This window comes from Bradyrhizobium sp. Crot121, assembly GCF_059512385.1.
Genome location: NZ_JCAMOR010000044.1, coordinates 23,739 through 49,101 on the forward strand (window position 1 = coordinate 23,739; position 25,363 = coordinate 49,101).

The window sequence follows — 25,363 nt, forward strand, 5'->3', positions numbered from 1 at the left end:
GCCCATGACCATTGACGACAAGACCAAGACCGAGCTGGAAGCCGCCGTTTTCCGGCGCCTGGTGCAGCATTTGCAGAGCCGTACCGACGTCCAGAACATCGACCTGATGAACCTCGCCGGATTCTGCCGGAATTGCCTCTCCAACTGGATGAAGGAAGAGGCCGATGCCAAGGGTGTGGCTGTTAGCAAGGACGAGAGCCGCGAGGCCGTCTACGGCATGCCCTATGAGGAGTGGAAGGCAAAATACCAGGGCACGGCGACGCCGGAGCAACTGGCCGCGATGAAGAAGGCCCACCCCGGGCATTGAGGCATACGCATTCCGCCATTCCGGGGCGTCCGAAGGACGAACCCGGAATCTCGAGATTCTCCGATGCGCAATTGCGCATCGTCGTTCAATGCTGCGCATTGCCCCGGAATGACGGTGGTTGCGGGTAACGCCAGCATCTCCTGTGGGCGCGCTGTGGATGAGCGCGACGTTTCCTTGACGGGAGCCGTCCCAAACTTGAGGGTCATTTCCGACACGCGATCCGTGAGGAGCGCATACCGCCAAGACGCCTCAACAGGACGCCTCAACACCAGTTCCATTTCAGGAGTACCCGATGGCCACCTCCGCAGCCGTCAAAGAAGAACCCGCGACCCGATTCGCAAAGGACCAGCTCAAGGCCATCATCGAACGCATCGAACGGCTGGAAGAAGAAAAGAAGGCGATCTCGGACGACATCCGCGACGTCTATGCCGAGAGCAAGGGCAACGGATATGACGTCAAAGCCCTGCGCACCATCGTGCGCCTGCGCAAGCAGGACCCGAACGAGCGCCAGGAGCAGGAGACGATCATCGAGACCTACATGCAGGCGCTGGGGATGATCTGAGGCGCTGGTCCGGCCGCACAACTCTCGTCGTCCCGGGCAAGCGCGACCCAGGACGACACCGTCATTGCGAGGAGCAAAGCGACGAAGCAATCCATGTCTTCAAGTGGTGGCATGGATTGCTCCGCTTCGCTCGCAATGACGGGGAGGCTTCTGATTCAATTGTCGAACAGCGATCTGGGGCTGCACTGCGGCGGGCTTCGCCCGCGCGGAGACGACATCGGAATCGTGAAAGGCTACGGAAAGCTCAGCGCAGCGCGGCGGTGCGGACGACGAAGGACGTCGTCGATAGCGTTGCGGTGGCCGAGCCGGTGAAGCTGTCGCAGCTCATGCCCAGCATCGGATCGTTCGAGAAGGTCATGTTGACCGCGGCCTGCGGCTTGACGAAATGGGCGCGCATCAAGGTCATGTCGGTATCGCCGAGCACGGTGGTCTGCATGGCGTTGCTGGCGCTCGGCGCCAGCATGACCACGCGCATCCAGAGATCGTTGCCCTTGGCGGCGGAGATGCGTGTCGAGGTCGAGATCACGCTGCCCTGACCCTGCGTGCCCTTGGCGACCACGGTGTTGATCTCGCTCGCGACGGCCCCGGCATTGCGGGTCGGTCGGGCGCTGCGCGGGACTGGCGCAGAGGCGGCGACGATATTGTTGCGGTCAACAGGCGCGTTGGCCGGGGCATAGGCGAGCGCCTTGTTGAAATTCTCCGACACGCTGGCAGTGGCCTGCGGATCGGCGGCGCCGACCGCCTCGCGCGCCTTGAGCGCTGCGATCTGCGCGGCTGTCGCCTGTTTCGCTGCCGGTAGATCGTCGCCCCAGAAGCCGCGGGCATTGATGATGTCAGCAGGCGTCTCGGGTTTCGGCTCGGACTTCTCGGCTGGCGCCGGCGCAGCCGGCTTCGCCTTTGCCGCCGGGACGATCTGGGCGTCGGCCGCGGCGAGCTGGATGGTCGAGGCGAATTGCGGTTTTGCGCGCGGCATCGGTACGGGGTCGGCCGGCTTCGAATCGGCAGATTTGGCGGAAGCCAGGACGGGCGCGGGCTTCTCGGCGGCAGCCGGCGCCGCGCCCTCGTCGTCCTCGTCGCTGCCGGCAGCCGATTTGCCCGTGAACAGCGCGGTCAGGAAGCCGCCGATCTTGTTGCCGCCGGACGAGGAGCCATCGCCGTTGCCGCGCCGCTCGATGTCGGCGCGGGCAAGCTCATACCCCTTCAACGGGGTGCCGTCGGATGGGACGTGGACGGTGCGGCCGTCCGGGAACACCCTTGCCAATTGGTCGTGCGTCATGCGCGGCCAGTGGCGAATCGACCCGGTGTCGAGGTGAACAAAAGGCGAGCCGGAGGTCGGATAGAAACCGACACCGCCACGCTGTAGGCGCAGGCCGGCATAGCGGATCTGCTCGAGCGGCACGCCGGGAATGTAGAAATCCATCGCATGCCCCAGCATGTGCTGGCTGAAGCGCGCCACCCCGGAGGAGCGGCGGCGGAGCATGGCGTTAGTAGCGGGAGAGCGGTAGGAGGAGATGATGTTGATCGGCTGCTTGCCGTCGACATCGCGATAGACTTCCCAGAGGATGTCGAAGAGCCGACGATCCATCGTGGTCTCGTCCTGGGTGCGCCAGTCGCGCAGGTAATGATTGAGCTTCTTCAACGCGTCTTCGTCGTAGCGGCCGTCGCGCTTGAAGGTGATGGTGAGGTCTTCGTTCGAATGGGTGTGGTGGAAGGAGAGGGTGCGAGTCTCGTTCAGGGCGGCGGCGTCGTGAACCGATCCGGCGCCTGCGAGCAGCAATAGCGACGTCAGCCCGACCTGACATCCGGCTTTCGGGAAAGACAGCAGTTTATAGTGGCGTGTGCGGACAGCCAGCACCGATGAGCCCACCCAATCGTCGAGCGTTCGACCTTATCTTTCGCAGACCCCGGCGAAAGGCGGTGAACGCATTCTTAAAGCGGGACGGTTAACCGAGATTTACCATCCCGTTTCCCAAGTTGAACTCAACCTAAACTGTTGACTGTGGCGAAAAAGAGCCGCCAGCGGTACCAGATGAATAATGGTTAATGTAAACGATCCCGCCGCATGGCGGGATCGTTGATTTTGCTCAGGAATCTGGCGCGCTCAGGGAGCGGTAAATTAACGGGTGAACACCCCGCGCGGTTGTCCGCGTCCAATCGGAGCGGGCGGCACCGGCTGGCCGCCGCCGAACAGCCGTTCAAAGAAGTTCAGGCCGGAATTGGTGTTCTCGCTGGCGATGCTGACGCCGGGCGGCAGGCTGTTGCGGCTCGGGCGCGAATAGTTCGGCTGCGCATGCGCCACCACTGATTCGAGGTCCTTGCCGCGGTTGTTCTTAAGCAGCGCCAGCATGGCGCCGTCGCGGCCATAGACGTCTTTGCGGAATTGCAGCTTGCCGGCGTCGTCCACGAACGCGGTCTGATAGGTGATGTTGACCGGGATCGGGGTCGGGAATTTCAGGTCGATCTCGCTCGAGCCATACATGCTGCGGATTCGCTCGGGCGTCCAACGCTCGTCCGTCATCGTGATGTTGAGCAGCACGGAAGCGTACTGGTCCGGGTTCTGCACGCGCATGCAGCCATGGCTGAAGGCGCGCTCTTCCCTGCCGAACAGGTTCTTGTCCGGCGTGTCGTGCTGATAGACCAGGAACTTGTTCGGGAAGTTGAAGCGGATGCGTCCGAGCGCATTCGCTTCACCCGGCGGCTGCGAGATGTGAATCGAGCCGTCGCGGCCGTATTCGAGCCGCAGGCCCATCCGCTGCAGCACGGTCGGATCCTGCTGCAGGGCCGGCAGATATTCATTGTAGATGATCGACGGCGGCACGTTCCAGGTCGGGTTCACCGTGATGTACTTCATCGTCTCGGTCAGAAGCGGGGTGGCGTGCTGCCCCGGCTTGCCGGTTACGACGCGCGTGGTCCAGACCGGTGCACCGTTCTGCATCACCCGCAGTGTGTAGTCGGGGATGTTGAGGATGACATAGGCGTTGCCGAGGGACGCCGCGCCAAGCTGGCGCGGCAGCCAGCGCCAGCGCTCCATGTTGACGATAACGGTGTCGATCTGTCGGTCGCGCTTCGGGCTGTTGATCGCCTTCACGGTACGGTCGTCGAGCACGCCGGTGGGCTTCAGCTCGACGCTCCGTTGGAATTTGCGCACGGCTTCGGCGACCTTGGCATCGTAACGCGTATCGTCCGGATTCTCGGCAACGCCGAGCTTGGCGCGGAGCTGCGGCACGCGCGGATCTTCCGGCGCCTCGCCCGGCTGCTTCTTGGTGGCGGCCTTGTAGGCCAGCGTGGGCCCTTCGGCGATCTGGATCACCGGGCCGTCGCCCTGACCGCGCAGCTCGGCGAGCTTGGCCTTGAGCTCACGGTAGAGCTTGTGCGGCGGGTTGTAGCTGTCGAGCGCGGCGGAGGCGTCCTTGGCGCCGGTCACGTTGGCGAGGACTTCCGACGGATCGATCGGGTGCTCGGGATAGAGGATGTCGGCCGAGACCTGCGACCAATGCATCCGGCCGCTCTGGGCCTGGCGCGCATAGTCGAGCATGCTGGCGACGAGCTTCAGCTCGGCATCCGCCAGCGCGTCGGGCGAGGACAAGGCCAAGGCAAACTCCGGCACCGGATAGTCTTCCGGGTTGAGGCCATCGGAGGCGGCGTCCTTGAGCCGCGCGATCACGCCCTTGCCGGTTGCGGTCAGCTTGCCGCCTTGCGTGAATACCGGCGCATAGTCGCGCGCCGAGTAGAACTTCTCGACCGCGGCGCGCTCGTTCTTGCGGTCGAAGGTGCGCAGCGTCTTGCTGGCCAGCGTCTCGCGCAGCTTGTCGGCAACCGGCTGATCTTCCGCCGGCACGTTGCTCGCAGCCTTGACCGGCTCCTTGGCGGGCTCGGCAGCAGGCGCGTTGGCGGTCGCCGGGGCAGGCGCAGTGACGGTTGCAGGAGCGGCGGGCGCGGCTGAAGGGGTCACCGTGGCGGTGTCGTTCTTGACCGGCTCCTTCGGTGTGTCCTTGGGCGCGTCCTTTGCCACATCGCTCGGCTTCGGCTCGGCGGCGGGCGCGGTGACGACATCGGCCGGCTTGGATTCCAGCTTGGGCTCTGCGGTCTTGGTGGCGGCGTCGGGTTCGCTCGACGTGATGGCGTCCTTGGTCGCATCCGGCACCGAAGCGGTGGTGTCCAGCTTGATATCGGCTGCGGTCGGCGGCGGAACGTTGGCAGGCTCGGGACGCGGGATTGCGGCGTCGATCGCGAGTTCTGCGGCACTCGCGCGTGGCGTGTCCGATTGGGCCAGCGCCGAGGTCGCGGCGACCGTCAGGAACGTCGCGGCGACGGCCATCAGCACGCGGTCGAATCCGGTTCGGCCTTTCGAACAGTCTCGCATCGTCACTCCCCCTGGGGCGAACTGCCCGGCATTGGAACAGTTCTCAAATCATGGTCCTGGAGCCTGATGACGCTTCGTAGAGCCGTCATCACGCTCGATTCGTTCGAGCATAATCTTCCCGGATCATGCTCTGAGATTGCGCGGAAGCGCCGGCCTCACTCGATCAAAACTCATTCACGCCTGCACGCAACAAATCAACGCAGACGATATAGACGCCCCTTTCATGCAGCCAGCGCCATGCGGGGCAACTCACGACAAACTGACCTTGATCAACCACTTGCACTCGATCTTGCGCGATTTTTGCCACGCTGCACCCCGTTTGTCTGTCACCCCCAAGCCACGGTTCAATAGGTTCCGGACTGAGCATGCGAAGCCTCGGCCCAATGCCCGCTCTGGGGCATAAATGCCGATCGGCTCAATTGGTGCCGCCGGTGCCGTCGGCGGAGTCATTTGCCGCGGCCTCGTCGATCTTGCGATAGAGCGTCGAGCGGCCGATCTTCAGGCGCCGCGCAACCTCCGACATCTGCCCGCGATAATGCGAGATCGCGAAGCGGATGATCTCGTTCTCCATCTCTTCCAGTGGCCGCACATCGCCGCTGCTGGTCAGCATCGAGAGATTGCTGGTGGCAGGCAGCGGCGCAATGGGTATTTCGCTACCCGATACCATCGCGGGCGCCGTGGACGGGGCGACGATCAGCGGCTCGCCATGCGTCGGGGCTGGGTCAGCAAGTGGATGCGCGGCGACTTGCGGGAAGTCGGCGAGGTCAAGCTGGTCGCCATCGCTCATGACCACGGCGCGATACACCGTGTTTTCGAGCTGGCGGATGTTGCCGGGCCAATCGAGCTGCGAAAGATGCGCCATCGCCTCGCCGCTGATGCCGGTGATGTTGCGGTTTTCCTCGGCGTTGAAGCGCGCGAGGAAATGCCGCAGCAGATGCGGGATGTCCTCGCGCCGTTGCCGCAGCGGCGGAATCGTCAGCGGCAGGACGTGCAGGCGATAGAACAGGTCCTCGCGGAATTGGCCGGCCTTCACCAGCTCGAGCAGTTTGCGGTTGGTGGCGGAAATGATGCGGACGTCGACCTTCACGGGCTTGCGGCCGCCGACGGCTTCCACCGTGCCCTCCTGCAGCGCGCGCAACAGCTTCACCTGTGCGGTCAGCGGCAGTTCGCCGACTTCGTCGAGGAAGAGCGTGCCGCCATGGGCTTCGACGAACTTGCCCATATGGCGTTCGGTGGCGCCGGTGAAGGCGCCCTTCTCGTGGCCGAACAGGATCGACTCCACGAGATTGTCGGGGATCGCACCGCAGTTCACCGCAACGAAAGGCTTCGATTTGCGCTCGCTGCTGCCGTGGATGGCGCGGGCGAACAATTCCTTGCCGACGCCGGATTCGCCTTCGATCAACACCGGAATGGCTGATGAAGCGGCCTTCTGCGCGGTGCGCAGCACGCTTGTCATGGCTTCGCTGCGGGTGATGACGTCGGTGAACGTGAGCCGCCCCTCGCGGCTGTGGCGGATGCGCTGCAATTCACCCTTGAGTGCAGAAGTGTTCAGCGCATTGCGCAAGGATACCTGCAGCCGCTCGAAGCCGACCGGCTTGACGACGAAATCCTGGGCGCCGGCGCGCATCGCCGAGACCACATTGTCGATGCCGCCATGCGCGGTCTGCACGATGACGGGGACGTTCAAACCAGCGTCACGAATCTTTGCGAGCACGCCGAGGCCGTCGAGGCCGGGCATCACGAGATCGAGCACGACCGCATCGATGGTCTGGCTTTCCTGGGCGGTGAGTGCGGCGATGGCATCATCGCCGCTATCGACTACGAGGGGCTGGTAGCCGCATTTTTGCACCATGTTTTCAACCAGACGGCGCTGTACTGCGTCATCATCGGCAATCAAAATGGTGGCAGCCATGGTTTTCCCCGCACGTTACGCTTATCTGTCTCGAATCGGGGCACTCTCGCCGAAGCCGATTAACGCCCTCTTAAACGTTGCCCACCCCCGCACATTTCGCCGCCGCATCTCCGATTGAACACAGGTTACCGCCAAGATGACCTCGCGCTCCTCCGCTCTCCGCAAACCCACCCAACGCAAGCCGGCCAAGGCCAAATCCGCTGCCAACAAGTCCGCCGCGAAGAAGGTCGTGGGCAAAACCGGCAAATTGCCGGAATGGAATCTCGCCGACCTCTATTCCGGGATCGACGCGCCGGAAGTCGCGCGCGACCTGGCGAAGATGGATGCAGATTGCGTCGCGTTTGAGACCGACTACAAGGGCAAGCTTGCGGAACATACGGCCCGGGAAGATGGCGGAAAGTGGCTCGCCGAGGCCGTGCGACGCTATGAAGCGATCGACGACCTCGCCGGCCGGCTCGGCTCCTTTGCCGGCCTCGTGCATGCCGGCGACAGCGTCGATCCCGCGATCACGAAATTTTACGGCGATGTTTCAGAGCGCCTGACGGCGGCCTCGACGCACCTCCTGTTCTTCGCGCTTGAGCTCAACCGCATTGACGATGATGTGATCGAGCGCGCGATGCAGGCCGAAGAGCTCGCGCATTACCGGCCCTGGATCGAAGATCTGCGCAAGGAGAAGCCGTATCAACTCGAGGATCGCATCGAGCAGCTTTTCCACGAGAAGTCGCAGAGCGGCTATTCCGCCTGGAACCGGCTGTTCGACCAGACCATCGCCGGCCTGCGTTTCAAGGTCGGCGCCAAGGAGCTCGCGATCGAGCCGACGCTCAACTTCCTGCAGGACCGCGATGGCGCAAAGCGCAAGGCGGCGGCGGAAGCGCTGGCGAAAACCTTCAAGGCCAATGAGCGCACGTTCGCGCTGGTCACCAACACGCTCGCCAAGGACAAGGAGATTTCCGACCGCTGGCGCGGCTTCCAGGATGTCGCGGATTCCCGCCATCTCAACAACCGCGTCGAGCGCGAGGTGGTGGACGCGTTGGTCGCGTCCGTGCGCGCTGCCTATCCGAAGCTGTCGCACCGCTACTACCGGCTGAAGGCGGGCTGGTTCAAAAAGAAGAAGCTGCCGCATTGGGACCGCAACGCGCCATTGCCCTTTGCCGCGACCGGCACGATTGCCTGGCCCGAGGCGCGGAGCATGGTGCTGACCGCCTATCGCGGCTTTTCCACCGATATGGCCGCGATCGCCGAGCGCTTCTTCACCGACCGCTGGATCGATGCGCCGGTGAGGCCGGGCAAGGCCCCAGGCGCCTTCTCGCATCCGACCACGCCGTCGGCGCACCCTTACGTGCTGATGAACTACCAGGGCAAGCCGCGCGATGTCATGACGCTGGCGCATGAGCTCGGCCATGGCGTGCACCAGGTGCTGGCGGCAAAGAACGGCCCCCTGATGGCGCCGACACCGCTGACGCTTGCGGAGACCGCAAGCGTGTTCGGGGAGATGCTGACCTTCAAGCGCCTGTTGTCCGAGACCAAGAGCGCCAAGCAGCGCCAGGCGCTGCTCGCCGGCAAGGTCGAGGACATGATCAACACCGTGGTGCGGCAGATCGCGTTCTATTCGTTCGAGCGCGCGGTGCACACCGAGCGCAAGAACGGCGAATTGACCGCCGAGCGGATCGGCCAGATCTGGCTTTCCGTGCAGACCGAGAGCTTAGGGCCGGCGATCGAGATCAAGCCGGGCTACGAGAATTTCTGGATGTACATTCCGCATTTCATCCATTCGCCCTTCTACGTTTACGCCTATGCGTTCGGCGATTGCCTGGTGAACTCGCTCTACGCGGTCTACGAGCACGCCTCCGAGGGCTTTGCGGAACGCTATCTCGACATGCTCGCAGCCGGCGGAACCAAGCACTATTCGGAACTGCTCAAGCCGTTCGGCCTGGATGCCAAGGACCCGAAATTCTGGGACGGCGGGCTGTCGGTGATTTCAGGCATGATCGACGAGCTTGAGGCGATGGGCTGAGGGAAGGCCGTACAACTTCTGTTGAACGGGATCTCCGGCTCCGTTATCATTGCGTATAACGGAGCGTTGTCATGAGCGACCAACCAGACAATCCGCCGAACCCTCGCGGCAAGGTGATCGCCACGGTGGAGATCAAGAAGATCGGCAATTCCTCCGGGATCATTCTGCCGAAGGACGTGATGGCGCGCATGCAGATCAGCGTCGGCGATACGCTCTACGCCACGCTGACCCCTGACGGCGGATTCCGCCTGACGCGGTACGATCCGGATTTCGAGAAGGCGATGGAAGTCGCGCGCCGCGGCATGAAGCGCTACCACAACGCCTTGGCGGAACTTGCCAAATGAGTGAGCCGTTCTGGCTCACCCGGCAGATGATCGAAGCGATCCACGACGAGCAGCTCGCGATCTATGGCGGGGCGAGCGGCCTCCGCGACGAAGGCATGCTGCAATCGGCATTGGACCGGCCGAGGAACAAATGGTCCTACGAGCACGCCGAACTGGCTGACATGGCGGCGGCCTATGCCTTTGGCATTGCGCGCAACCATCCATCCGTCGATGGCAACAAGCGCGACTCGCTGCTTGCGCTCTACACTTTCCTCGGCGTGAACGGCATCGATTTCGATGTGCCGGAGGCCGAGGCGGCCGCCATGATCCTCGCCCTCGCCGCAGGCGAGGTGGACGAAGAGGGCCTCACCCGCTGGATCCGGGATAATTGGCGTTCCGAATGAGGCGATAGGCGAGGCGGCGTTGCCCTGTCCGCGGCTTTGCGCTATGGCACGCTTGAAAATCAGACGTTTGATGACTGGGGACAAGGATGGCGAACCATAGCGAAGTGGCTTACACCACTGCCGACGGCAACGACTACATCGAGCATGAGCGGACCTACGAAGGCTTCATCGCGCTGGTCAAATACGGCACCGCGACGGTCGCCCTCATTCTCATCCTGATGGCCTTCTTCCTGCTCTGACCTCTCGCCGGCTGCGCCGCCAATGCCGGCGGTGCTCAAAAAAATTGCATTCAAACCGGTCCCAAAACCGGTATCCAACGTTGCGGGAGTAACGCTAAGTTTGCTTGCGTGCGCTGTCCCGCGCCGCCGGAGGCCTTATGAAGATTGCCGTTGCCAAGGAAATCGACCCGTCCGAGCCGCGGGTCGCCGCATCCCCTGACACTATCAAGAAACTCAAGGCGCTCGGTGCAGAGGTCGCGGTCGAGCCGGGCGCGGGCATCAAGTCGGGCTTGCCGGATTCGGAATTCACTGCCGTCGGCGCCACCGTGAGCGCCGATGCGGTGAAAGATGCCGATATCGTCATCAAGGTGAAGCGGCCGGAGGCGTCCGAACTCTCGAAATACAAGCGCGGCGCGCTCGTCATCGCCATCATGGACCCCTACGGCAATGACGCTGCGCTGAAGGCGATGGCGGATGCCGGTATTTCGGCCTTTGCGATGGAGTTGATGCCGCGCATCACCCGTGCGCAGGTCATGGACGTTTTGTCGTCGCAGGCGAACCTTGCCGGTTACCGCGCGGTGATCGAGGGCGCCGAAGCCTTCGGCCGCGCCTTTCCGATGATGATGACCGCGGCTGGCACCGTACCCGCCGCGAAAGTGTTCATCATGGGCGTCGGCGTCGCGGGGCTGCAGGCGATCGCGACCGCGCGCCGGCTGGGGGCCATCGTCACCGCGACCGACGTGCGTCCGGCGACGAAGGAGCAGGTGGAGAGCCTTGGCGCCAAATTCCTCGCGGTCGAGGACGAGGAGTTCAAGAACGCGCAGACCGCGGGCGGCTACGCCAAGGAAATGTCCAAGGAGTACCAGGCCAAGCAGGCCGCGCTCACCGCCGAGCACATCAAGAAGCAGGATGTCGTGATCACGACGGCGCTGATCCCAGGCCGCCCGGCCCCCAAGCTCGTCTCCGCGGACATGGTCAAATCGATGCGGCCCGGTTCGGTGCTGGTCGATCTCGCCGTCGAACGTGGCGGCAATGTCGAGGGCGCGAAGGCGGGTGAGATCGTCGACGTCGATGGCATCAAGATCGTCGGCTACACCAATGTTGCCGGCCGCGTCGCCGCCTCCGCCTCCGGTCTCTATGCCCGCAACCTGCTCGCCTTCATCGAGACGCTGGTCGACAAGGCGAACAAGGCGCTTGCCGTCAATTGGGACGACGAACTGGTGAAAGCCACCGCGCTGACCAAGGACGGCGCCGTCATCCACCCGAACTTCCAGCCGAAAGCCTAAGGAGAGAAGCCATGGAGCATATCGCGCAGGCCGTCGATCCCTTCGTATTCCGGCTTTCCATTTTCGTGCTTGCCGTGTTCGTCGGCTATTTCGTGGTGTGGTCGGTGACCCCCGCGCTGCATACGCCGCTGATGAGCGTCACCAACGCGATCTCCTCGGTGATCGTGGTCGGCGCGCTGCTCGCGGTCGGCGTCGGCATGATCTCGAGCGGCTCGGGTTGGGCGCGTGGCTTCGGCTTCGTGGCGCTGATCTTCGCCTGCGTGAACATCTTCGGCGGCTTCCTTGTCACCCAGCGCATGCTGGCGATGTACAAGAAGAAGTCCAAGTAAGCGGCCACCTCGGGGAAGAGGCAAACGGGGACCTGAGATGAACGCCAATCTCTCTGCATTGTTGTATCTCGTGGCGGGTGTGCTGTTCATCCTGTCGCTGAGGGGGCTGTCGAGCCCCGCCACCTCGCGGCAGGGCAACCTGTTCGGCATGATCGGCATGGCGATCGCGATCGGCACCACGCTCGCGAGCCATCCGCCGGCGGACGGCGTCGCCTGGCTGCTCGTCGTACTTGGTGTCGCCATTGGCGGTGCGATCGGCGCCGTGATCGCGCGGCGGGTGCCGATGACCTCGATGCCCGAACTGGTCGCCGCCTTCCACTCGCTGGTCGGCATGGCCGCGGTGCTGGTCGCCGCCGGCGCGTTCTATGCGCCCGAGGCCTTCGACATCGGCACGCCCGGCAACATCCACACCCAGAGCCTGATCGAGATGTCGCTCGGCGTCGCGATCGGCGCGCTGACCTTCACCGGCTCGGTGATCGCGTTCCTGAAACTGTCGGCGCGGATGAGCGGCGCACCGATCCTCCTGCCGTTCCGTCACCTCATCAACATCGCGCTCGCTTTGGCGCTGGTGTTCTTCATCGTTGGCCTCGTGCTGTCGGGCAGTGCGGTCGACTTCTGGCTGATCACCATCATCGCGCTGGTGCTCGGCGTGCTGATGATCATCCCGATCGGCGGCGCCGACATGCCGGTCGTGATCTCGATGCTGAACTCCTATTCCGGCTGGGCCGCGGCCGGCATCGGTTTCACGCTCGGCAATTCGGCGCTGATCATCACCGGCGCGCTGGTCGGCTCCTCCGGCGCGATCCTGTCCTACATCATGTGCCACGCGATGAACCGGTCCTTCATCTCGGTCATCCTGGGCGGCTTCGGCGGCGAGACCGCGGCGGCGGGCGGCGGGACCGGCGAGCAGAAGCCGGCCAAGCTTGGCTCGGCTGATGATGCCGCCTTCATCATGAAGAACGCCTCGAAGGTCATCATCGTGCCCGGTTACGGCATGGCGGTGGCGCAGGCCCAGCACGCGCTGCGCGAAATGGCCGACATCCTGAAGAAGGAAGGCGTCGAGGTGAAGTATGCGATTCACCCGGTCGCGGGCCGCATGCCCGGCCACATGAACGTGCTGCTGGCCGAAGCCAACGTGCCCTATGACGAGGTGTTCGAACTGGAGGACATCAACTCCGAATTCGCCCAAGCCGACGTCGCTTTCGTGATCGGCGCCAATGACGTCACCAACCCGGCTGCGGAAGAGGACAAGACCTCGCCGATCTACGGCATGCCGGTGCTGCAGGTGTGGAAGGCCGGCACGGTGATGTTCATCAAGCGCTCGCTGGCCTCAGGCTATGCCGGCATCGACAATCCGCTGTTCTATCGTGACAACACCATGATGCTGCTCGGCGATGCCAAGAAGGTGACCGAGAGCATCGTCAAGGCGATGTGAGGCCGTTTGCGGGCAGCGATGCTCGTCCTGAAATGGCTCCTGATCCTCGCTGCAGTCGGTTATCTCGGAGCGCTCGCGCTGCTGTTCGTCAAGCAGCGCGAGATGCTGTTTCCGATTCCGACGCGGGAGCGAACCTCACCGGAAGCCGCCGGCTTTCCTGAAGCCGAGGAACATGTCCTCACCGCAGGCGATGGCGAAAGGGTCATCGTCTGGCACGTGCCGGCAAAGCCCAGCCGTCCCGTGATCCTGTACTTTCCCGGCAATGGCGATTTTCTCGCGGGACGAGTCAGCCGTTTCCGCGCGATGACGTCTGACGGTACCGGCCTGGTCGCGCTCTCCTACCGCGGCTATGCCGGCTCGAGCGGGTATCCGAGCGAGCGCGGCATTCTGCAGGACGCCGCTGCAGCTTACGCCTTCACCGCGGCGCGCTATGCCGCGGAACGAATTGTCGTCTGGGGATTTTCACTCGGCACCGGCGTTGCGGTCGCGCTGGCTTCTGACCAGCCGATCGGCAAGTTGATCCTGGAGGCGCCCTATACCTCGACGGTCGACATTGCTGGTGCGGCATTCCCGCTCGTGCCGGTGCGCTGCCTGATGCGGGATCAGTTCCGTTCCGACGAACGCATTGCGCGCGTCACAGCGCCGCTGCTCGTCATGCACGGCACCGACGATCCCGTGATTCCGATCGTCTTCGGAGAGCGTCTGTTCACAATCGCGCATGAGCCGAAGCGGCTCGTTCGCTTTGCTGGCGGCGGCCACGACAATCTCGATTATTATGGCGCGATCGAAACGGTGCGGCAGTTCATTGGCGGTTCGTAGGTGTGGAATGAAGAAATGGCGTGGTGTGCTCCTCCTGTCGACGTTGGTGCTGCTGCCGGAACAGGCGCGCGCAGCGGCAGCGCTCGACGGCGCGGCGATGACCTGGCCATTTGCGCTTCCTTTCGCTGGTCTGCTGCTGTCGATCGCGCTCGGGCCGCTGCTGTTTCCGAAATTCTGGCATCACCATTACGGCAAGATCGCCGCTGGCTGGTCCTTTCTGACGCTCGCCTCGCTCGTCTGGTTCGCCGGAGGTGCAGCCATGCTGGAGAGCTTCGTGCATGCGATGCTCGGGGAGTATCTGAGCTTCATCGTGCTGCTGTTCGCGCTCTATACGGTTGCCGGCGGGATCTTGGTGACCGGCGACCTGAGGGGCACGCCGTGGACCAATACGTCCGTTCTTGCAGTGGGTACGATGATGGCCAGCGTCGTCGGCACCACCGGTGCCGCCATGATCCTGATCCGCCCGTTGATCCGCGCCAACCTGTTGCGGCCCCATAACGCGCACGTCATCGTGTTCTTCATCATTCTCGTTGCCAATGTCGGCGGCGCGCTCAGCCCGCTCGGCGATCCGCCACTGTTCGTCGGTTTCCTGCACGGCGTCGAGTTCTTCTGGACCACGAGGAACATCTGGTTGCAGACCGCGATCGTGGCCGGCATCCTCCTGCTCGTCTTTGTCGTGCTCGATCTCTGGCTCTTCCGCAAAGAGCCATCAGCTCCGCCCGGCGGAGCGTCGCCGATCCGCCTTCGCGGCCTGATCAATCTGGTGCTGATCGCCGCAATCATTGCCAGCATCCTGATGTCGGCGACCTGGCGGCCAGGAATTGCCTTCGACGTTCTCGGCACCAGGCTGGAGCTGCAGAATCTGGTGCGAGACGGCCTTCTGATCGCAATCGCGCTGCTTTCGCTATGGCTCACGCCGGACGAACACCGCGAGGCCAACGGCTTCAACTGGGAGCCGATCCGGGAGGTCGCGAAATTGTTTGCCGCCATCTTCACCGCGATCATCCCGGTGCTGGCGATGCTCCATGCCGGGCGTGACGGCTCGTTCGCCTGGCTGTTGTCCGCGGTCACCGAACCGAACGGCGCTCCACGGGAGGTTCCCTATTTCTGGTTCACCGGATTGATGTCGGCGTTCCTCGACAATGCTCCGACCTATCTGCTGTTCTTCGAGGTCGCCGGCGGCGACCCGCAGCGGTTGATGGGGGAATTGTCGGGGACGCTGGCGGCGATTTCCATGGGTGCGGTCTACATGGGGGCGCTCACCTACATCGGAAACGCACCGAACTTCATGGTGGCGGCGATCGCGAACGAGCGTGGCATCAAGATGCCGAGCTTCTTCGGCTATCTCTTCTTTGCGGGTTGCGTGTTGATACCACTGTTCCTGCTTCTCACATTTCTGCCGATCGCCCCTGTTCTCAGCGTTCACTGAGTGCCATATGCTGGAACTCCTTTGAGCGGCGGAAGGGGAGTTCATGAGCGCACATGGTCCGATGCCCCATACGGCATGGATTTTCCCCGCGCTGGCGATGGGATTGTTCGCTGCGGCGACAGCCGTCGGATGGGTGTTTAGCCCATCTCTCGGCGGATGGCTGCTGGCCGCGATCCTGCTGGCCATCCTGTTCGGCACGGTGTTCGCTGCGGTTCATCACGCGGAGGTGATCGCCGAAGAGGTCGGAGAGCCTTTCGGCACATTGGTGCTGACGCTCGCGGTGACGATCATTGAAGTGGCGCTGATCACGACGATCATGCTGGGTGACAAGCCGCAGCCGGCGCTGGCCCGTGACACTGTGTTTGCGGTTGTGATGATCGTTTGTAACGGTCTCGTTGGGCTGTGCATCTTCATCGGCGGGTTGCACTACCGCGAGCAGGATTTCCAGGTTACCGGCGCCAACGTTTATCTCAGCGTGTTGTTCGTATTGGCGACGATAACGCTGATCATGCCAAATTATACATTGGCGACGCCCGGGCCGGTCTATTCGGCGATGCAACTCGGATTTGTCGACATTGTCACGCTCGCCCTCTACGGTGTCTTTCTCTACATCCAGACCATGCGGCACCGCGATTACTTCGTGGCCGAGTCCGCAAATGATGCTGAGGCGCCGAAGATGTCATCGGGCGCCGTGCTGGCGCTCAGCATTCCGTTGCTGCTGGTCTCGCTTCTCGCCGTCGTGCTGCTGTCAAAGAAGTTCTCGCTCGTCATCGATGCCACCGCAGCGATGATCGGTGCGCCGCCCGCCTTCGCGGGTCTCGTGGTCGCGCTTCTCATCCTCATGCCGGAAGGCGTTGCCGCGGCTTCGGCCGCCCGCAACAATGATTTGCAGAAGAGCATCAATCTTGCGCTCGGGTCATCGCTTGCCACGATCGGGTTGACGATCCCCGCGGTCGGCGTCGCCACCTACCTGCTGGGCAAGGAGCTTGTCCTCGGGCTCAACGCCCAGAGCACGGTGCTGTTGTTCTTGACCTTCCTCTTGAGCATGCTGACCTTCGGCACAGGCCGCACCAATATCCTGTTCGGCGTGGTGCATCTGGTGGTATTTGCCGTGTTCTTGTTCCTGGCATTCCTGCCATAGGGAGACAACGACGATGCTTGCCGCGAAATCCGATGTCCAGGTCGACACCCCCGAAGTCCGCGTCACCGAGTGGCGGCTGGCGCCGGGCAGTGCGACCGGGCCTCACGTCCATGAGATGGACTATGTGATCGTGCCCGTGACCGCCGGCGAGATGACCATCGTGGCGCCCAGTGGCGAGCGGTCGAAGGCCGAGCTCCGCGTAGGCAAGTCGTATTTCCGGAAGGCGGGGGTGGAGCACGATGTACTTAATGAAACCTCTACGGAGATCGTCTTCCTCGAGATTGAACTCAAACCGTAAGCATCCGTGATCGCCGGAACCGGCCGGTTGCCATTGATCCGACGCAGTTGATCCCTCAATGTGCCTCAAAGTTCCCGCATCTAACGCCGCGGCGGGGAGTGGTTGGCAATGCTGAAATACCTGACGAAATTTGTCGTCGATATCTTTCCCTCGGTGGCTGCGACGGTCATCGGGGCCTACATCGTTAACCACTACATCGTAGCCAAGCCGGAGGCACCGGCCGCCGCCGCTGTTTCGACCGCCCAGCCGAAGGCGGCCGTCGCGAGCAAACCCGTCGAAAAGCCTGCCGAGGTCTCCAATCTTCCCGAAGCTGGCGTGAAGGCCAAGGGCATGTCCGAGCGCACATTGATGGAGCGCACGGCGTCCGAGAAGGCCACGGTGATCGAGAAGCCGGCTGAGAAGGCGACCGAGAACAAACCAGCCGCCGAAGCGCCCGCCGAGACCGCAAGCATTCCGCCCGCCGAGCCCCGTCGCCATCAGCCCGCACCCCGTGAAAAGGCCGTCGCCAAGGTGACGCCGGCACCGGTGCAGCAGCCTGCTACCGTGCCCGCCGCTGCACCCGCCTCGCCGCCAGCCGAAGCTGCGGCTGTACCGGACGAGCATCGTGACGCCAACGACCTTGCGCGCGCCGCGATCGAGCGGTTGCGCGGCACCGCCGAGGGCGGCTCTCGTTCGCCGGAGGCGGCACGTGCACCGGAAGCGCCTCGCGTCGCGACCGCGCCGTCAGTGGTGCGGCCGTTGCCGCCGCCGATCATGGTCTCGACGCCGCCGAGCGAGACCTTCGGCCAGACCTCCCAGCCGCGTCCGCCTTATGCCGCAAGCGCAGCTGACGATCCGAACCGTCCGACGCCGCCGGCGGACATTCCGACCTCACGTCCGCCGCTGGATCTGCGCGCCGACGCAGCAGGGGCGGAGCCGGCCAAGGAGCGCCCGACGATCGGCGACGACATGCTGTCATCGATGAAATCGGTATTCCACGCCGTCCTGCCGAAATAGCTGAGTACGATCGCGCAGGCTGGATATAGCCGGCGTCATCTCGCTGTCTCCACAAACACGCTGTCGTCCTCGCGAACGCGGGGACGCATAACCACAGGGAGTTGTTGTGGCGCGAGCAAGTGGTTGCAGCTTCACACATCACTAAACCCTGTGGCTATGGGTCCTGGGTCGCGCGGAGCCTGTCATCGGGCGCGCGTTCGCGCGACCCGTTGGCTTGCCCGGGACGACGGCGAGGAGAGTGCGTCTATCTTAACCGCCGGTGCGCGCGAGGCCGCTGCGCGCGGTCTCGTCTCGAGGCCGCAATGCTATCGCTCGGCTGTACGAAATCGCTGCCTTGCCTTTGTCGCCGAGCCTCTCATAGGCCTCGCCGCGCACCGTCCAAGCCTGGGCGCTGTTCGGATCGGCCTGCACCGCTTCGTCAAGATCGGCGGCCGCTTCCTTGGCCTTGTTGAGAGCGAGGTAGCTGCTCGCGCGCGCCAGCAACGGGTCTACGCTCTGTGGCGCCAGGCCGCTGGCCGCGGTGAAATCCTCGATCGCCTGCTGGTGCTGGTTCTGGCCCTGATAGATCAGGCCGCGGCCATAGAGCGCCTGTGTGTTGTAGGGATCGACTGCGAGCGCCTGTTCGAATTCGGCGAATGCCTGTTCGGTCTTGAAGGACCGCGCGAACTCCTGGCCACGCGCCGCGTGCTCCTTGGCGTCGCTGACGTTCTGCGCACTGACGCTGCCGGTCGGCTTGTCGGTGGCGGCCTGCTTGGGTTTGTCGTTGCCGGGCCCCAATGATCCCAGATCGAACGAGCAGCCGCCCAAGGGGAGACCAAGGGGAATGCCAAGTGTAACGGCCAGCAGAATGGCAGGCCGTGCCATCAGGCGCGGGAGAGGCAAAATTCCAGAACGGGTGCGGGATGCCGGAAACACCATCAACGGAACTGCTCGCGTAATGGAAATGCTCGCGTCTGCAATTCCGTATTGGTAGCCGGCCGCGGTGCAAAATGCACCGACCAAAAAGCAAAACGCGGACCCTCAGGCCCGCGTTGTCATTTCTGACCTTTATAAAAAGGTGCGATCAGCGCGGACCGCGGCCAGCGCCCGGGCCGCCACGTCCACCGGCGCCACGGTCACCACCCGCGCCGGCGCCGAACACCGGCTTCGGCTTCATCGGCAACAGACCTTCGCGCTGCAGCTTCTTGCGCGCCAACTTGCGGGCGCGGCGCACGGCTTCGGCCTTCTCGCGGGCCTTCTTCTCGGAAGGCTTCTCATAGTGGCCGCGGAGCTTCATCTCGCGGAAAATGCCCTCGCGCTGCATCTTCTTTTTGAGCGCCTTCAGGGCTTGATCGACATTGTTATCGCGGACGAGAACCTGCACGCGGCATCCTCTTTTCGATTGATCGGTTCGGAAATCTGGAAAAGCCAAGGTCGGCAAAAAGGCCAGACCTTCAGCCCTAGGGGCGCGCATGTAGCAGACAAAATCGCAAATGTCCACCGGTGAAGCGGGAGCAAGGGCCAAGTAAAGCCACGAAATAGGGCGAAATTGCCACCTAGCGGCCTTGATTGGGGTGATTCGGCGCCAAATGCTTGGCCGCTCCCGCAGCTTTTGCTGGCTCCGGGAAACAAAATAATAGGAGAATTGCTATGGAGACACAAAAATACGCCGCCGAGGCGATCGGCACGTTCTGGCTCACATTTACGGGATGCGGCAGCGCCGTGATCGCCGCTGGCTTTCCGCAAGTCGGAATCGGCCTGGTCGGCGTGTCGCTGGCGTTCGGATTGAGCGTCGTCACCATGGCCTATGCGATCGGCCACGTGTCCGGCTGCCATCTCAATCCGGCCGTCACCGTCGGTCTCGCTGCCGGCGGACGTTTCCCCGTTGGCCAGATCCTGCCCTATGTGATCGCTCAGGTGATCGGTGCGGTCGTTGCTGCGGGAGTGCTCTATCTGATCGCGAGCGGCGCGCCCGGCTTCGACCTCGCCAAGGGCTTTGCCTCCAACGGCTATGACGCGCATTCGCCCGGGCAGTACAGCCTGTTGTCCGGCTTCATCACCGAGGTGGTGATGACGATGATGTTCCTGTTCATCATCATGGGCGCGACCCATGGCAGGGCGCCTGCGGGCTTTGCGCCGCTCGCGATCGGGCTCGCGTTGACGCTGATCCATCTGGTCAGCATTCCCGTCACCAACACCTCGGTGAATCCGGCGCGCAGCACCGGGCCGGCATTGTTCGTTGGTGGATGGGCGCTGGCGCAGCTCTGGCTGTTCTGGGTGGCGCCGTTGATCGGCGGCGCGCTCGGCGGGGTGCTCTATCGCTGGCTCAGCGAGGAGCCGACCGGCGTCGTCGAAGGCGTACGACAGGCTTGATCAGTTTCTAATTTAAGACTTTGCCGGCGGGCTACTGTTTGTGGCCTGCCGGCGCTACTTCGGTGGTGCCACTTCAGTGACATGGCCCATCTTGCGGCCGGGCCGCGGCGGGCCCTTGCCGTAGAGATGCACGGTTGCGCCGGGCACTGTCAGCCATTCCTCATAGCTCAGGATGTCGTCGCCGATCAGGTTGGTCATGGTCACCGCGCCATGGCGGATCGGTTTGCCGAGCGGCCAGCCGGCGATGGCGCGGATGTGCTGCTCGAATTGCGAGATCGAGGCGCCGTCGAGCGTCCAGTGTCCGGAATTGTGAACCCGCGGCGCGATCTCGTTGACCAGCACGGTCGGCCCGTCGTTGCCCGCGACCACGAACATTTCGACCCCGAGTACGCCGACATAGTTCAGCGCATGCGCGATTCTTTCCGCAACCGATCGCGCCTGCACGGCGAGCTCGGCCGGGATCGCCGCCGGCGCGCGCGAGATCTTCAGGATGTGATCGCGGTGCTCGTTCTCGGTGACGTCGAAACATTCAACGTGGCCGTCCGCGGAGCGCGCGGCGATCACGGAGATTTCGCGCTCGAATGGCACGAAGGCTTCGAGGATGGCGGATTTGGTGCCGAGGTCTTCCCAGAGCTGGTCGATGTCGTCGCCCTCGCGGATCATCGCCTGGCCCTTGCCGTCATAGCCGAAGCGGCGCGTCTTGATGACGGCGGGAAGGCCGATGCGCGCGACGCCGGCGCGCAGCGTTTCGACCGAGGACACATCGGCATAGTCGGCGGTGCCGATGCCGAGCCTGGTGATGAAATCCTTTTCGATCAGCCGGTCCTGCGTGGTCTCGAGGATCTTCTGCGACGGCAGCACCGGGCGGCGCGCCGCCAGCACCAAGGCGGTCGCGGACGGCACGTTCTCGAATTCATAGGTGATGACGTCGACGTCATTGGCGAACAGTTCGAGCGCCTCGACGTCGGCAAATTCCGCGCAGGTCGCGTGCTGCACCACGTCGAAGGCGGGCGAATCCGGATCCGGCGAGAACACCTGGCATTTGAGGCCGAGCCGCGCCGCGGCCATCGCCAGCATCCGGCCCAATTGCCCGCCGCCGAGAATTCCGATGGTATCACCCGGCTTCAGCTTCACTGTTGTCGAAGCCGTCACGCCGATACCTCCGGATGCTCCTTGACCGCATCGGTCTGTTGCTTGCGCCAGGCGGCCAGACGCGTCGCCAGCGCCGGATCGTTCAGCGCCAGCACGCTCGCTGCGAGCAGCGCCGCGTTGATGGCACCCGATTTTCCGATCGCCAGCGTGCCGACCGGGATACCGGCCGGCATCTGCACGATCGAATACAGCGAATCGACGCCCGACAGCGCCTTCGATTCGACGGGAACCCCGAACACTGGAAGTTCCGTCAGGGCAGCCGTCATGCCGGGCAGATGCGCGGCACCGCCGGCGCCGGCAATAATGACCTTGAAACCGGCCGCTTTTGCCGCCTTGGCGAACGCGTACAGCCGGTCCGGGGTACGGTGGGCGGAAATGATCCGCGCCTCAAACGCGAGCCCGAGGGCAGTGAGCGTTTCGGCGGCGTGGCCCATGGTCTCCCAGTCCGACTGGCTTCCCATGATAATGGCTATTGCGGCGGGCATATCGTCAATTCTGATCGGGAATCCAGAAGCATGGGCCGGATTATAGGAGCGGCCCGTCACTGATCCAAGGCGTGGCAAGGAATCTGGAATGGACTATCCTGTCTTGGTGAATGCGGGCAAGCCTCATCAGCGGGCCTCAACAAGGATGCTTATGAAAAAGAAGAAGAGGGCGGCCGCATCCGGGGCCGCGAAAAGACAAAGCGCGGCTGCGCGCAAGGTTGCGCCGCGCCGCGCCCAAGCCGCAACCACCCAAGCCGCGCCTGCCCAAGCCGCCCCCGCCAAAGTCACCCCTGTCCAGGTGCCATCGGCTGCATTGACCGAGGCCAAGGCGACAATTCGCCGCCTCAAGGCGGAACTGGCCGCGGCGGAAGCGCAGATCGCGGAACTGCAGGCATCCGCGGAGACCGACTTCCTGCTGGACATCCTCAATCGGCGCGGCTTCGAGCGCGAGCTGAACCGCTCGATCGCCTATATCAAGCGCTATCACGCCAGCGGCGCGCTGGTCATGCTCGACGTCGATCGCCTGAAGCCGATCAATGACACCTATGGCCATGCCGCCGGCGATGCGGTGCTGAAGGCGATCGTGAAGACGGTAACGAAGCAGGTGCGTGCATCGGACGTGGTCGGACGGCTCGGCGGCGACGAGTTCGCGGTGCTGCTGTGGAACCTGACCGAGACCGACGCCAAGGCCAAGGCTGCGGCGCTGGAGCAATCGATCGATCGCCTTACCTTCGATTTCGGTGGCCGCAGCGTCAGCGCGGGCGCCTCCGCCGGCGTTGCGATCCTCGGTCCGCACTCCGTGGCGAGCCGCGCGCTGGAAGAGGCTGATAGCGCGATGTATGTGCGCAAGGCGCAGCGGCGGCATGAAGTGGTGGGTTGATGGCAAGCGGCTTCACAGGCCGAGATCGTCCGGCAGGTTGCCGAATTTCCGCAGCAGGTGCGCATCGCCGAATTCGCCGATCATGGGATCGCCGGTGCGGCTGAAGGCGACCGCGCCGATGCTGCCCGGCATCCGCGACATCATCTCGGCGCGCCGCAACGCGGTCGCGGCGCTCTGACACTCCTCGGCATTGCCCGCGACCAATTCACCGCTGTCGTCCCGCACGAAAGGCAGCGCAACGTAATAGGTGATATCGGCCATGGCGTGCTCCTTTTACCTACGCGGCGTCGTTCTTGGCCCGCGCGAAACAGGTCGCGAGCGCGTCCTGTAATTCCGCGACCTCAGTCTCGAGGAATTCGTTGGCCATGATCAGCGCCTTGATGGTGCTGCGCAGATTGCCGTCGCACATCGCGATCGCCTGGTCGCAAGCCACTTCGTAGCGGTTGTTGTCGGAGAACACTGACGGCATGGGCATGGCGATGATCCTTCCGGTTCTGGCTGGCGGCAGCGGTAATGTTCTTATTTTGTTCTAGAGGAGTCAAGAGGGCGGAAGCGCCTTGCCGGCGGCTTGTGACCGATCGCGCCAAGCGCCTGTGGATGTCTGCCTGTGGATGTCGGGGACAGCTAGCCAACATGCGCTGACAGCAAAGCCAGGCGCAAATTCTCTCGTCTCGTCATTCCGAGGCACGCAAAGCGCGAGCCCGGAATCCGTTTTACCACTTGCACGCGCGGCCCGATGGATTCCGGGTTCGATGCGGAGCCTATCATCGGGCCGCGCTTCGCGCGGACCCATTGGTATCGCCCCGGAATGACGGCGCGCGTCACGCGATGATGTCGGGCGTGATCTGATCCTCGATGAAGGCGATGCGATCGCGCAAGTGCAGCTTGCGCTTCTTGAGTCGCTGCACCATCAGCAGATCCGGCGCCGGCGACTGATGCAGCGCGTCGATCGCTGCATCGAGATCGCGGTGCTCCTGCTGCAGCCGTGCAAGCTCTGCGTGGAGTTCGCGCTCATCTTCGTCGGTCATGGCTGTGTACTAAAAAATAGGCACGGTGAAGTTGTGGCCGGATCGCTCGGTATCTGCGTGCCGAAATATCCTCCCTCCACGCTCGCCGCGCAAGTTAAGACGGTTCCATACGCACGTTCTGTTACAGATAAATTCGAAAATGTCGCAGCGCTGATTCGCAATCTCCGTCGACAGATAATCTGGCTGGTGTACACTTTGGTGTCCTGATCGAAATTGAGGTCAACCTGCCGAGGAGGTTTCGTAATGGCGATACAGGCGCATCTGGTTGAACTGGAACGCAAGCACAAAATTCTCGAAAGCGAACTACACGAAGCGCTCCTGCACCTCTCTACAGACGACCTGCAAATCACCGAACTCAAGCGCCGCAAGTTGATGGTCAAGGACGAGATCGAACGGTTGAAACAATCCGTCGACGAGACATTCCACTAGCCAGTCCCCCGGTAACATATCGCAACGTACACCACTTCAGGCCGGATGGGCGCCGAAGCGCTCATCCGTGGTCGATGTTGCGACTGCTCACACGAACTCACCGACGTAATCGGCGATCGCGAGCGACGACGTCAACCCGGGCGATTCGATACCAAACAGATTGATCAATCCAGTGACGCCGTGATCGCGCGGCCCCTGGATCAGGAAATCCTGCGTCGCCACGGCCGGCGGAACGATCTTCGGTCGGATCCCGGAATAGCTTGGCATCAGTGCCCCGTCCGGCAGCCCGGGCCAATATTTGCGGATTGCCGGATAGAAGCGGTCCGCGCGCGCCGGATCGACGGCGTAATCGATGCTCTCCACCCATTCCACATCCGGGCCGAAGCGGGCCTGCCCTGCCATGTCCAGGGTGAGGTGCACGCCGAGCCCGCCGGGCTCGGGCACCGGGTAGATCAGCCGCGAGAACGGCGCCCGCGCGCTGCAACTGAAATAGTTTCCCTTGGCGAGATAGGCGCATGGGATCAATTCGAGCGGCATACCCTCGATGCCGCGCGCGACCGCCGGCGCCCCGAGGCCTGCGGCATTGACGAGCAGGTCGCATTCCAGCGTCATCGGCGCTTCGCCACCGGCCTCGATCTCGATCCGGCCGGCCGCCGCCTTGGCGCGGAGCAGCGGGGTATGGAAGGCGAATGCGGCGCCGGCGGCCTCCGCATCGCCCCTGAGCGCCAGCATATAGGCGTGGCTGTCGATGATCCCGGTGGACGGCGACAGCAGTGCGGCGTCGCAGTTCAACGCTGGCTCCATCGCGCGGGCGGATTCGCCCGAAAGCAGCTCCATGTCGCGCACGCCATTGGCCTCGGCATGGGCGCGGATCGATTGCAGCTTTTCGGTCTCTTTCGGCGTGGTCGCGACGATCAGCTTGCCGCAATTGCGATAGGGGACGCCGTGCTCCTTGCAATAACGGTAAAGCGCATGCTTGCCGCTGACGCACATCCGCGCCATCAGGCTGCCGGCACGGTAGTAGATGCCGGCATGGATCACCTCGCTGTTACGCGAGGAGGTCACGGTGCCGATCCCCTCGGCGGCTTCCAGCACGATCACTTCGCGCCCTGCTTGTGCGAGGCGGCGTGCGACGGCGAGCCCGATCACACCCGCTCCGATGACGACGCAATCAACTCTGTCCATGGATCCTTCAAGCCCC

General features: G+C 63.5%; 28 protein-coding genes. 17 read left to right on the forward strand and 11 right to left on the reverse strand.

What is annotated here, in order from left to right:
* Nucleotides 1-4: 4 nt before the first annotated feature.
* The gene (locus tag AC5ZGW_RS29770) at nt 5-307 is read left to right on the forward strand and encodes a DUF1244 domain-containing protein (protein ID WP_028163654.1); all 303 of its coding nucleotides are present in this window, start codon (nt 5-7) and stop codon (nt 305-307) included.
* A 292-nt stretch (nt 308-599) separates the two neighbouring features.
* Nucleotides 600-869, forward strand: coding sequence for a DUF2312 domain-containing protein (locus AC5ZGW_RS29775; RefSeq protein WP_028163653.1), 270 nt, complete (start codon nt 600-602; stop codon nt 867-869).
* Between the two features lie 244 nt (nt 870-1,113).
* On the opposite strand, the gene AC5ZGW_RS29780 is transcribed toward AC5ZGW_RS29775, so the two are convergent.
* From AC5ZGW_RS29780 to AC5ZGW_RS29790, 3 genes are all read right to left on the reverse strand, one after another.
* Complete coding sequence (locus AC5ZGW_RS29780) at nt 1,114-2,724, reverse strand: peptidoglycan L,D-endopeptidase MepK (RefSeq protein WP_245475030.1); 1,611 nt, start codon at nt 2,722-2,724, stop codon at nt 1,114-1,116.
* 261 nt (nt 2,725-2,985) lie between these two features.
* Nucleotides 2,986-5,232: a L,D-transpeptidase family protein gene (locus tag AC5ZGW_RS29785; protein ID WP_463327155.1), complete on the reverse strand. Its 2,247-nt coding sequence runs from the start codon at nt 5,230-5,232 to the stop codon at nt 2,986-2,988.
* Nucleotides 5,233-5,647: 415 nt separating this feature from the next.
* The gene (locus AC5ZGW_RS29790; protein ID WP_130227415.1) at nt 5,648-7,144 is read right to left on the reverse strand and encodes a sigma-54-dependent transcriptional regulator; all 1,497 of its coding nucleotides are present in this window, start codon (nt 7,142-7,144) and stop codon (nt 5,648-5,650) included.
* A gap of 136 nt (nt 7,145-7,280) precedes the next feature.
* On the opposite strand from AC5ZGW_RS29790, the gene AC5ZGW_RS29795 reads away from it, so the two are divergent.
* From AC5ZGW_RS29795 to AC5ZGW_RS29850, 12 genes are all read left to right on the forward strand, one after another.
* Nucleotides 7,281-9,158: a M3 family oligoendopeptidase gene (locus AC5ZGW_RS29795; protein WP_130227416.1), complete on the forward strand. Its 1,878-nt coding sequence runs from the start codon at nt 7,281-7,283 to the stop codon at nt 9,156-9,158.
* Between the two features lie 71 nt (nt 9,159-9,229).
* Nucleotides 9,230-9,502 carry an AbrB/MazE/SpoVT family DNA-binding domain-containing protein gene (locus AC5ZGW_RS29800; protein ID WP_130227417.1) on the forward strand — a complete coding sequence of 91 codons (273 nt, stop codon included), beginning with the start codon at nt 9,230-9,232 and terminating at the stop codon, nt 9,500-9,502.
* On the forward strand, nt 9,499-9,885 hold the full coding sequence (locus AC5ZGW_RS29805; RefSeq protein ID WP_130227418.1) for a type II toxin-antitoxin system death-on-curing family toxin: 387 nt from the start codon (nt 9,499-9,501) through the stop codon (nt 9,883-9,885). The genes AC5ZGW_RS29800 and AC5ZGW_RS29805 overlap by 4 nt, the downstream gene beginning before the upstream one ends.
* 86 nt (nt 9,886-9,971) lie before the next feature.
* Nucleotides 9,972-10,124, forward strand: coding sequence for an aa3-type cytochrome c oxidase subunit IV (locus AC5ZGW_RS29810; RefSeq protein WP_028166992.1), 153 nt, complete (start codon nt 9,972-9,974; stop codon nt 10,122-10,124).
* 137 nt (nt 10,125-10,261) lie between these two features.
* On the forward strand, nt 10,262-11,389 hold the full coding sequence (locus AC5ZGW_RS29815; RefSeq protein ID WP_130227419.1) for a Re/Si-specific NAD(P)(+) transhydrogenase subunit alpha: 1,128 nt from the start codon (nt 10,262-10,264) through the stop codon (nt 11,387-11,389).
* Nucleotides 11,390-11,400: 11 nt separating this feature from the next.
* Nucleotides 11,401-11,718 carry a proton-translocating transhydrogenase family protein gene (locus AC5ZGW_RS29820; protein WP_028166994.1) on the forward strand — a complete coding sequence of 106 codons (318 nt, stop codon included), beginning with the start codon at nt 11,401-11,403 and terminating at the stop codon, nt 11,716-11,718.
* Between the two features lie 37 nt (nt 11,719-11,755).
* On the forward strand, nt 11,756-13,153 hold the full coding sequence (locus AC5ZGW_RS29825; RefSeq protein ID WP_028166995.1) for an NAD(P)(+) transhydrogenase (Re/Si-specific) subunit beta: 1,398 nt from the start codon (nt 11,756-11,758) through the stop codon (nt 13,151-13,153).
* An 18-nt stretch (nt 13,154-13,171) separates the two neighbouring features.
* Complete coding sequence (locus AC5ZGW_RS29830) at nt 13,172-13,972, forward strand: alpha/beta hydrolase (protein ID WP_130227420.1); 801 nt, start codon at nt 13,172-13,174, stop codon at nt 13,970-13,972.
* Between the two features lie 97 nt (nt 13,973-14,069).
* Complete coding sequence (locus AC5ZGW_RS29835; RefSeq protein WP_165435329.1) at nt 14,070-15,401, forward strand: sodium:proton antiporter; 1,332 nt, start codon at nt 14,070-14,072, stop codon at nt 15,399-15,401.
* Nucleotides 15,402-15,444: 43 nt separating this feature from the next.
* The gene (locus AC5ZGW_RS29840) at nt 15,445-16,542 is read left to right on the forward strand and encodes a calcium:cation antiporter (protein ID WP_130227421.1); all 1,098 of its coding nucleotides are present in this window, start codon (nt 15,445-15,447) and stop codon (nt 16,540-16,542) included.
* 13 nt (nt 16,543-16,555) lie between these two features.
* Nucleotides 16,556-16,840 (forward strand): cupin domain-containing protein, encoded by a 285-nt coding sequence (locus AC5ZGW_RS29845; protein ID WP_028166999.1) that lies wholly within the window; start codon nt 16,556-16,558, stop codon nt 16,838-16,840.
* A 108-nt stretch (nt 16,841-16,948) separates the two neighbouring features.
* A complete protein-coding gene (locus tag AC5ZGW_RS29850) occupies nt 16,949-17,836 on the forward strand; it encodes a hypothetical protein (RefSeq protein ID WP_130227422.1) in 888 nt (295 codons plus the stop codon).
* Between the two features lie 249 nt (nt 17,837-18,085).
* On the opposite strand, the gene AC5ZGW_RS29855 is transcribed toward AC5ZGW_RS29850, so the two are convergent.
* Nucleotides 18,086-18,700: a tetratricopeptide repeat protein gene (locus AC5ZGW_RS29855; RefSeq protein WP_130227423.1), complete on the reverse strand. Its 615-nt coding sequence runs from the start codon at nt 18,698-18,700 to the stop codon at nt 18,086-18,088.
* A 199-nt stretch (nt 18,701-18,899) separates the two neighbouring features.
* Nucleotides 18,900-19,199, reverse strand: coding sequence for a 30S ribosomal protein S21 (gene rpsU / locus AC5ZGW_RS29860; RefSeq protein WP_027579707.1), 300 nt, complete (start codon nt 19,197-19,199; stop codon nt 18,900-18,902).
* Nucleotides 19,200-19,465: 266 nt separating this feature from the next.
* On the opposite strand from rpsU, the gene aqpZ reads away from it, so the two are divergent.
* Nucleotides 19,466-20,188: an aquaporin Z gene (gene aqpZ / locus AC5ZGW_RS29865; RefSeq protein ID WP_028167002.1), complete on the forward strand. Its 723-nt coding sequence runs from the start codon at nt 19,466-19,468 to the stop codon at nt 20,186-20,188.
* Between the two features lie 54 nt (nt 20,189-20,242).
* Here the strand turns inward: aqpZ and AC5ZGW_RS29870 are convergent, their stop codons facing one another.
* Both AC5ZGW_RS29870 and purE read right to left on the reverse strand, forming a co-directional pair.
* Complete coding sequence (locus AC5ZGW_RS29870; protein WP_130227424.1) at nt 20,243-21,340, reverse strand: 5-(carboxyamino)imidazole ribonucleotide synthase; 1,098 nt, start codon at nt 21,338-21,340, stop codon at nt 20,243-20,245.
* Nucleotides 21,337-21,825: a 5-(carboxyamino)imidazole ribonucleotide mutase gene (gene purE, locus AC5ZGW_RS29875; protein ID WP_130227437.1), complete on the reverse strand. Its 489-nt coding sequence runs from the start codon at nt 21,823-21,825 to the stop codon at nt 21,337-21,339. The genes AC5ZGW_RS29870 and purE overlap by 4 nt, the downstream gene beginning before the upstream one ends.
* A gap of 145 nt (nt 21,826-21,970) precedes the next feature.
* Here purE and AC5ZGW_RS29880 point away from each other — a divergent pair, with 145 nt between their 5' ends.
* A complete protein-coding gene (locus AC5ZGW_RS29880) occupies nt 21,971-22,705 on the forward strand; it encodes a GGDEF domain-containing protein (RefSeq protein ID WP_165435327.1) in 735 nt (244 codons plus the stop codon).
* A 12-nt stretch (nt 22,706-22,717) separates the two neighbouring features.
* Here the strand turns inward: AC5ZGW_RS29880 and AC5ZGW_RS29885 are convergent, their stop codons facing one another.
* The 3 genes from AC5ZGW_RS29885 to AC5ZGW_RS29895 all read right to left on the reverse strand — a co-directional run bounded on the left by AC5ZGW_RS29885 (nt 22,718) and on the right by AC5ZGW_RS29895 (nt 23,733).
* A complete protein-coding gene (locus AC5ZGW_RS29885) occupies nt 22,718-22,966 on the reverse strand; it encodes a hypothetical protein (RefSeq protein WP_028167006.1) in 249 nt (82 codons plus the stop codon).
* A 16-nt stretch (nt 22,967-22,982) separates the two neighbouring features.
* Complete coding sequence (locus AC5ZGW_RS29890) at nt 22,983-23,174, reverse strand: hypothetical protein (RefSeq protein ID WP_130227438.1); 192 nt, start codon at nt 23,172-23,174, stop codon at nt 22,983-22,985.
* Between the two features lie 352 nt (nt 23,175-23,526).
* Nucleotides 23,527-23,733 (reverse strand): YdcH family protein, encoded by a 207-nt coding sequence (locus tag AC5ZGW_RS29895; RefSeq protein WP_028167008.1) that lies wholly within the window; start codon nt 23,731-23,733, stop codon nt 23,527-23,529.
* Nucleotides 23,734-23,976: 243 nt separating this feature from the next.
* Between AC5ZGW_RS29895 and AC5ZGW_RS29900 the strand changes: the two genes are divergently transcribed.
* Entirely contained in the window at nt 23,977-24,162 is a 186-nt protein-coding gene (locus tag AC5ZGW_RS29900) for a YdcH family protein (protein ID WP_028167009.1), read from the forward strand.
* A gap of 87 nt (nt 24,163-24,249) precedes the next feature.
* Here AC5ZGW_RS29900 and AC5ZGW_RS29905 read toward each other — a convergent pair whose 3' ends face one another.
* Nucleotides 24,250-25,347 carry an NAD(P)/FAD-dependent oxidoreductase gene (locus AC5ZGW_RS29905; RefSeq protein ID WP_130227426.1) on the reverse strand — a complete coding sequence of 366 codons (1,098 nt, stop codon included), beginning with the start codon at nt 25,345-25,347 and terminating at the stop codon, nt 24,250-24,252.
* Between the last annotated feature and the right edge of the window lie 16 nt (nt 25,348-25,363).

Bases quoted from the DNA above. Each gene is read 5' to 3' on its own strand.
- AC5ZGW_RS29770 (WP_028163654.1), top strand. From the start codon at position 5: ATGACCATTGACGACAAGACCAAGACCGAGCTGGAAGCCGCCGTTTTC.
- AC5ZGW_RS29775 (WP_028163653.1), top strand. From the start codon at position 600: ATGGCCACCTCCGCAGCCGTCAAAGAAGAACCCGCGACCCGATTCGCA.
- AC5ZGW_RS29785 (WP_463327155.1), bottom strand. From the start codon at position 5,232: ATGCGAGACTGTTCGAAAGGCCGAACCGGATTCGACCGCGTGCTGATG.
- AC5ZGW_RS29790 (WP_130227415.1), bottom strand. From the start codon at position 7,144: ATGGCTGCCACCATTTTGATTGCCGATGATGACGCAGTACAGCGCCGT.
- AC5ZGW_RS29795 (WP_130227416.1), top strand. From the start codon at position 7,281: ATGACCTCGCGCTCCTCCGCTCTCCGCAAACCCACCCAACGCAAGCCG.
- AC5ZGW_RS29800 (WP_130227417.1), top strand. From the start codon at position 9,230: ATGAGCGACCAACCAGACAATCCGCCGAACCCTCGCGGCAAGGTGATC.
- AC5ZGW_RS29805 (WP_130227418.1), top strand. From the start codon at position 9,499: ATGAGTGAGCCGTTCTGGCTCACCCGGCAGATGATCGAAGCGATCCAC.
- AC5ZGW_RS29810 (WP_028166992.1), top strand. From the start codon at position 9,972: ATGGCGAACCATAGCGAAGTGGCTTACACCACTGCCGACGGCAACGAC.
- AC5ZGW_RS29815 (WP_130227419.1), top strand. From the start codon at position 10,262: ATGAAGATTGCCGTTGCCAAGGAAATCGACCCGTCCGAGCCGCGGGTC.
- AC5ZGW_RS29820 (WP_028166994.1), top strand. From the start codon at position 11,401: ATGGAGCATATCGCGCAGGCCGTCGATCCCTTCGTATTCCGGCTTTCC.
- AC5ZGW_RS29825 (WP_028166995.1), top strand. From the start codon at position 11,756: ATGAACGCCAATCTCTCTGCATTGTTGTATCTCGTGGCGGGTGTGCTG.
- AC5ZGW_RS29830 (WP_130227420.1), top strand. From the start codon at position 13,172: ATGCTCGTCCTGAAATGGCTCCTGATCCTCGCTGCAGTCGGTTATCTC.
- AC5ZGW_RS29835 (WP_165435329.1), top strand. From the start codon at position 14,070: ATGACCTGGCCATTTGCGCTTCCTTTCGCTGGTCTGCTGCTGTCGATC.
- AC5ZGW_RS29840 (WP_130227421.1), top strand. From the start codon at position 15,445: ATGAGCGCACATGGTCCGATGCCCCATACGGCATGGATTTTCCCCGCG.
- AC5ZGW_RS29845 (WP_028166999.1), top strand. From the start codon at position 16,556: ATGCTTGCCGCGAAATCCGATGTCCAGGTCGACACCCCCGAAGTCCGC.
- AC5ZGW_RS29850 (WP_130227422.1), top strand. From the start codon at position 16,949: ATGCTGAAATACCTGACGAAATTTGTCGTCGATATCTTTCCCTCGGTG.
- AC5ZGW_RS29855 (WP_130227423.1), bottom strand. From the start codon at position 18,700: ATGGCACGGCCTGCCATTCTGCTGGCCGTTACACTTGGCATTCCCCTT.
- aqpZ (WP_028167002.1), top strand. From the start codon at position 19,466: ATGGAGACACAAAAATACGCCGCCGAGGCGATCGGCACGTTCTGGCTC.
- purE (WP_130227437.1), bottom strand. From the start codon at position 21,825: ATGCCCGCCGCAATAGCCATTATCATGGGAAGCCAGTCGGACTGGGAG.
- AC5ZGW_RS29880 (WP_165435327.1), top strand. From the start codon at position 21,971: ATGCTTATGAAAAAGAAGAAGAGGGCGGCCGCATCCGGGGCCGCGAAA.
- AC5ZGW_RS29885 (WP_028167006.1), bottom strand. From the start codon at position 22,966: ATGGCCGATATCACCTATTACGTTGCGCTGCCTTTCGTGCGGGACGAC.
- AC5ZGW_RS29890 (WP_130227438.1), bottom strand. From the start codon at position 23,174: ATGCCGTCAGTGTTCTCCGACAACAACCGCTACGAAGTGGCTTGCGAC.
- AC5ZGW_RS29895 (WP_028167008.1), bottom strand. From the start codon at position 23,733: ATGACCGACGAAGATGAGCGCGAACTCCACGCAGAGCTTGCACGGCTG.
- AC5ZGW_RS29900 (WP_028167009.1), top strand. From the start codon at position 23,977: ATGGCGATACAGGCGCATCTGGTTGAACTGGAACGCAAGCACAAAATT.
- AC5ZGW_RS29905 (WP_130227426.1), bottom strand. From the start codon at position 25,347: ATGGACAGAGTTGATTGCGTCGTCATCGGAGCGGGTGTGATCGGGCTC.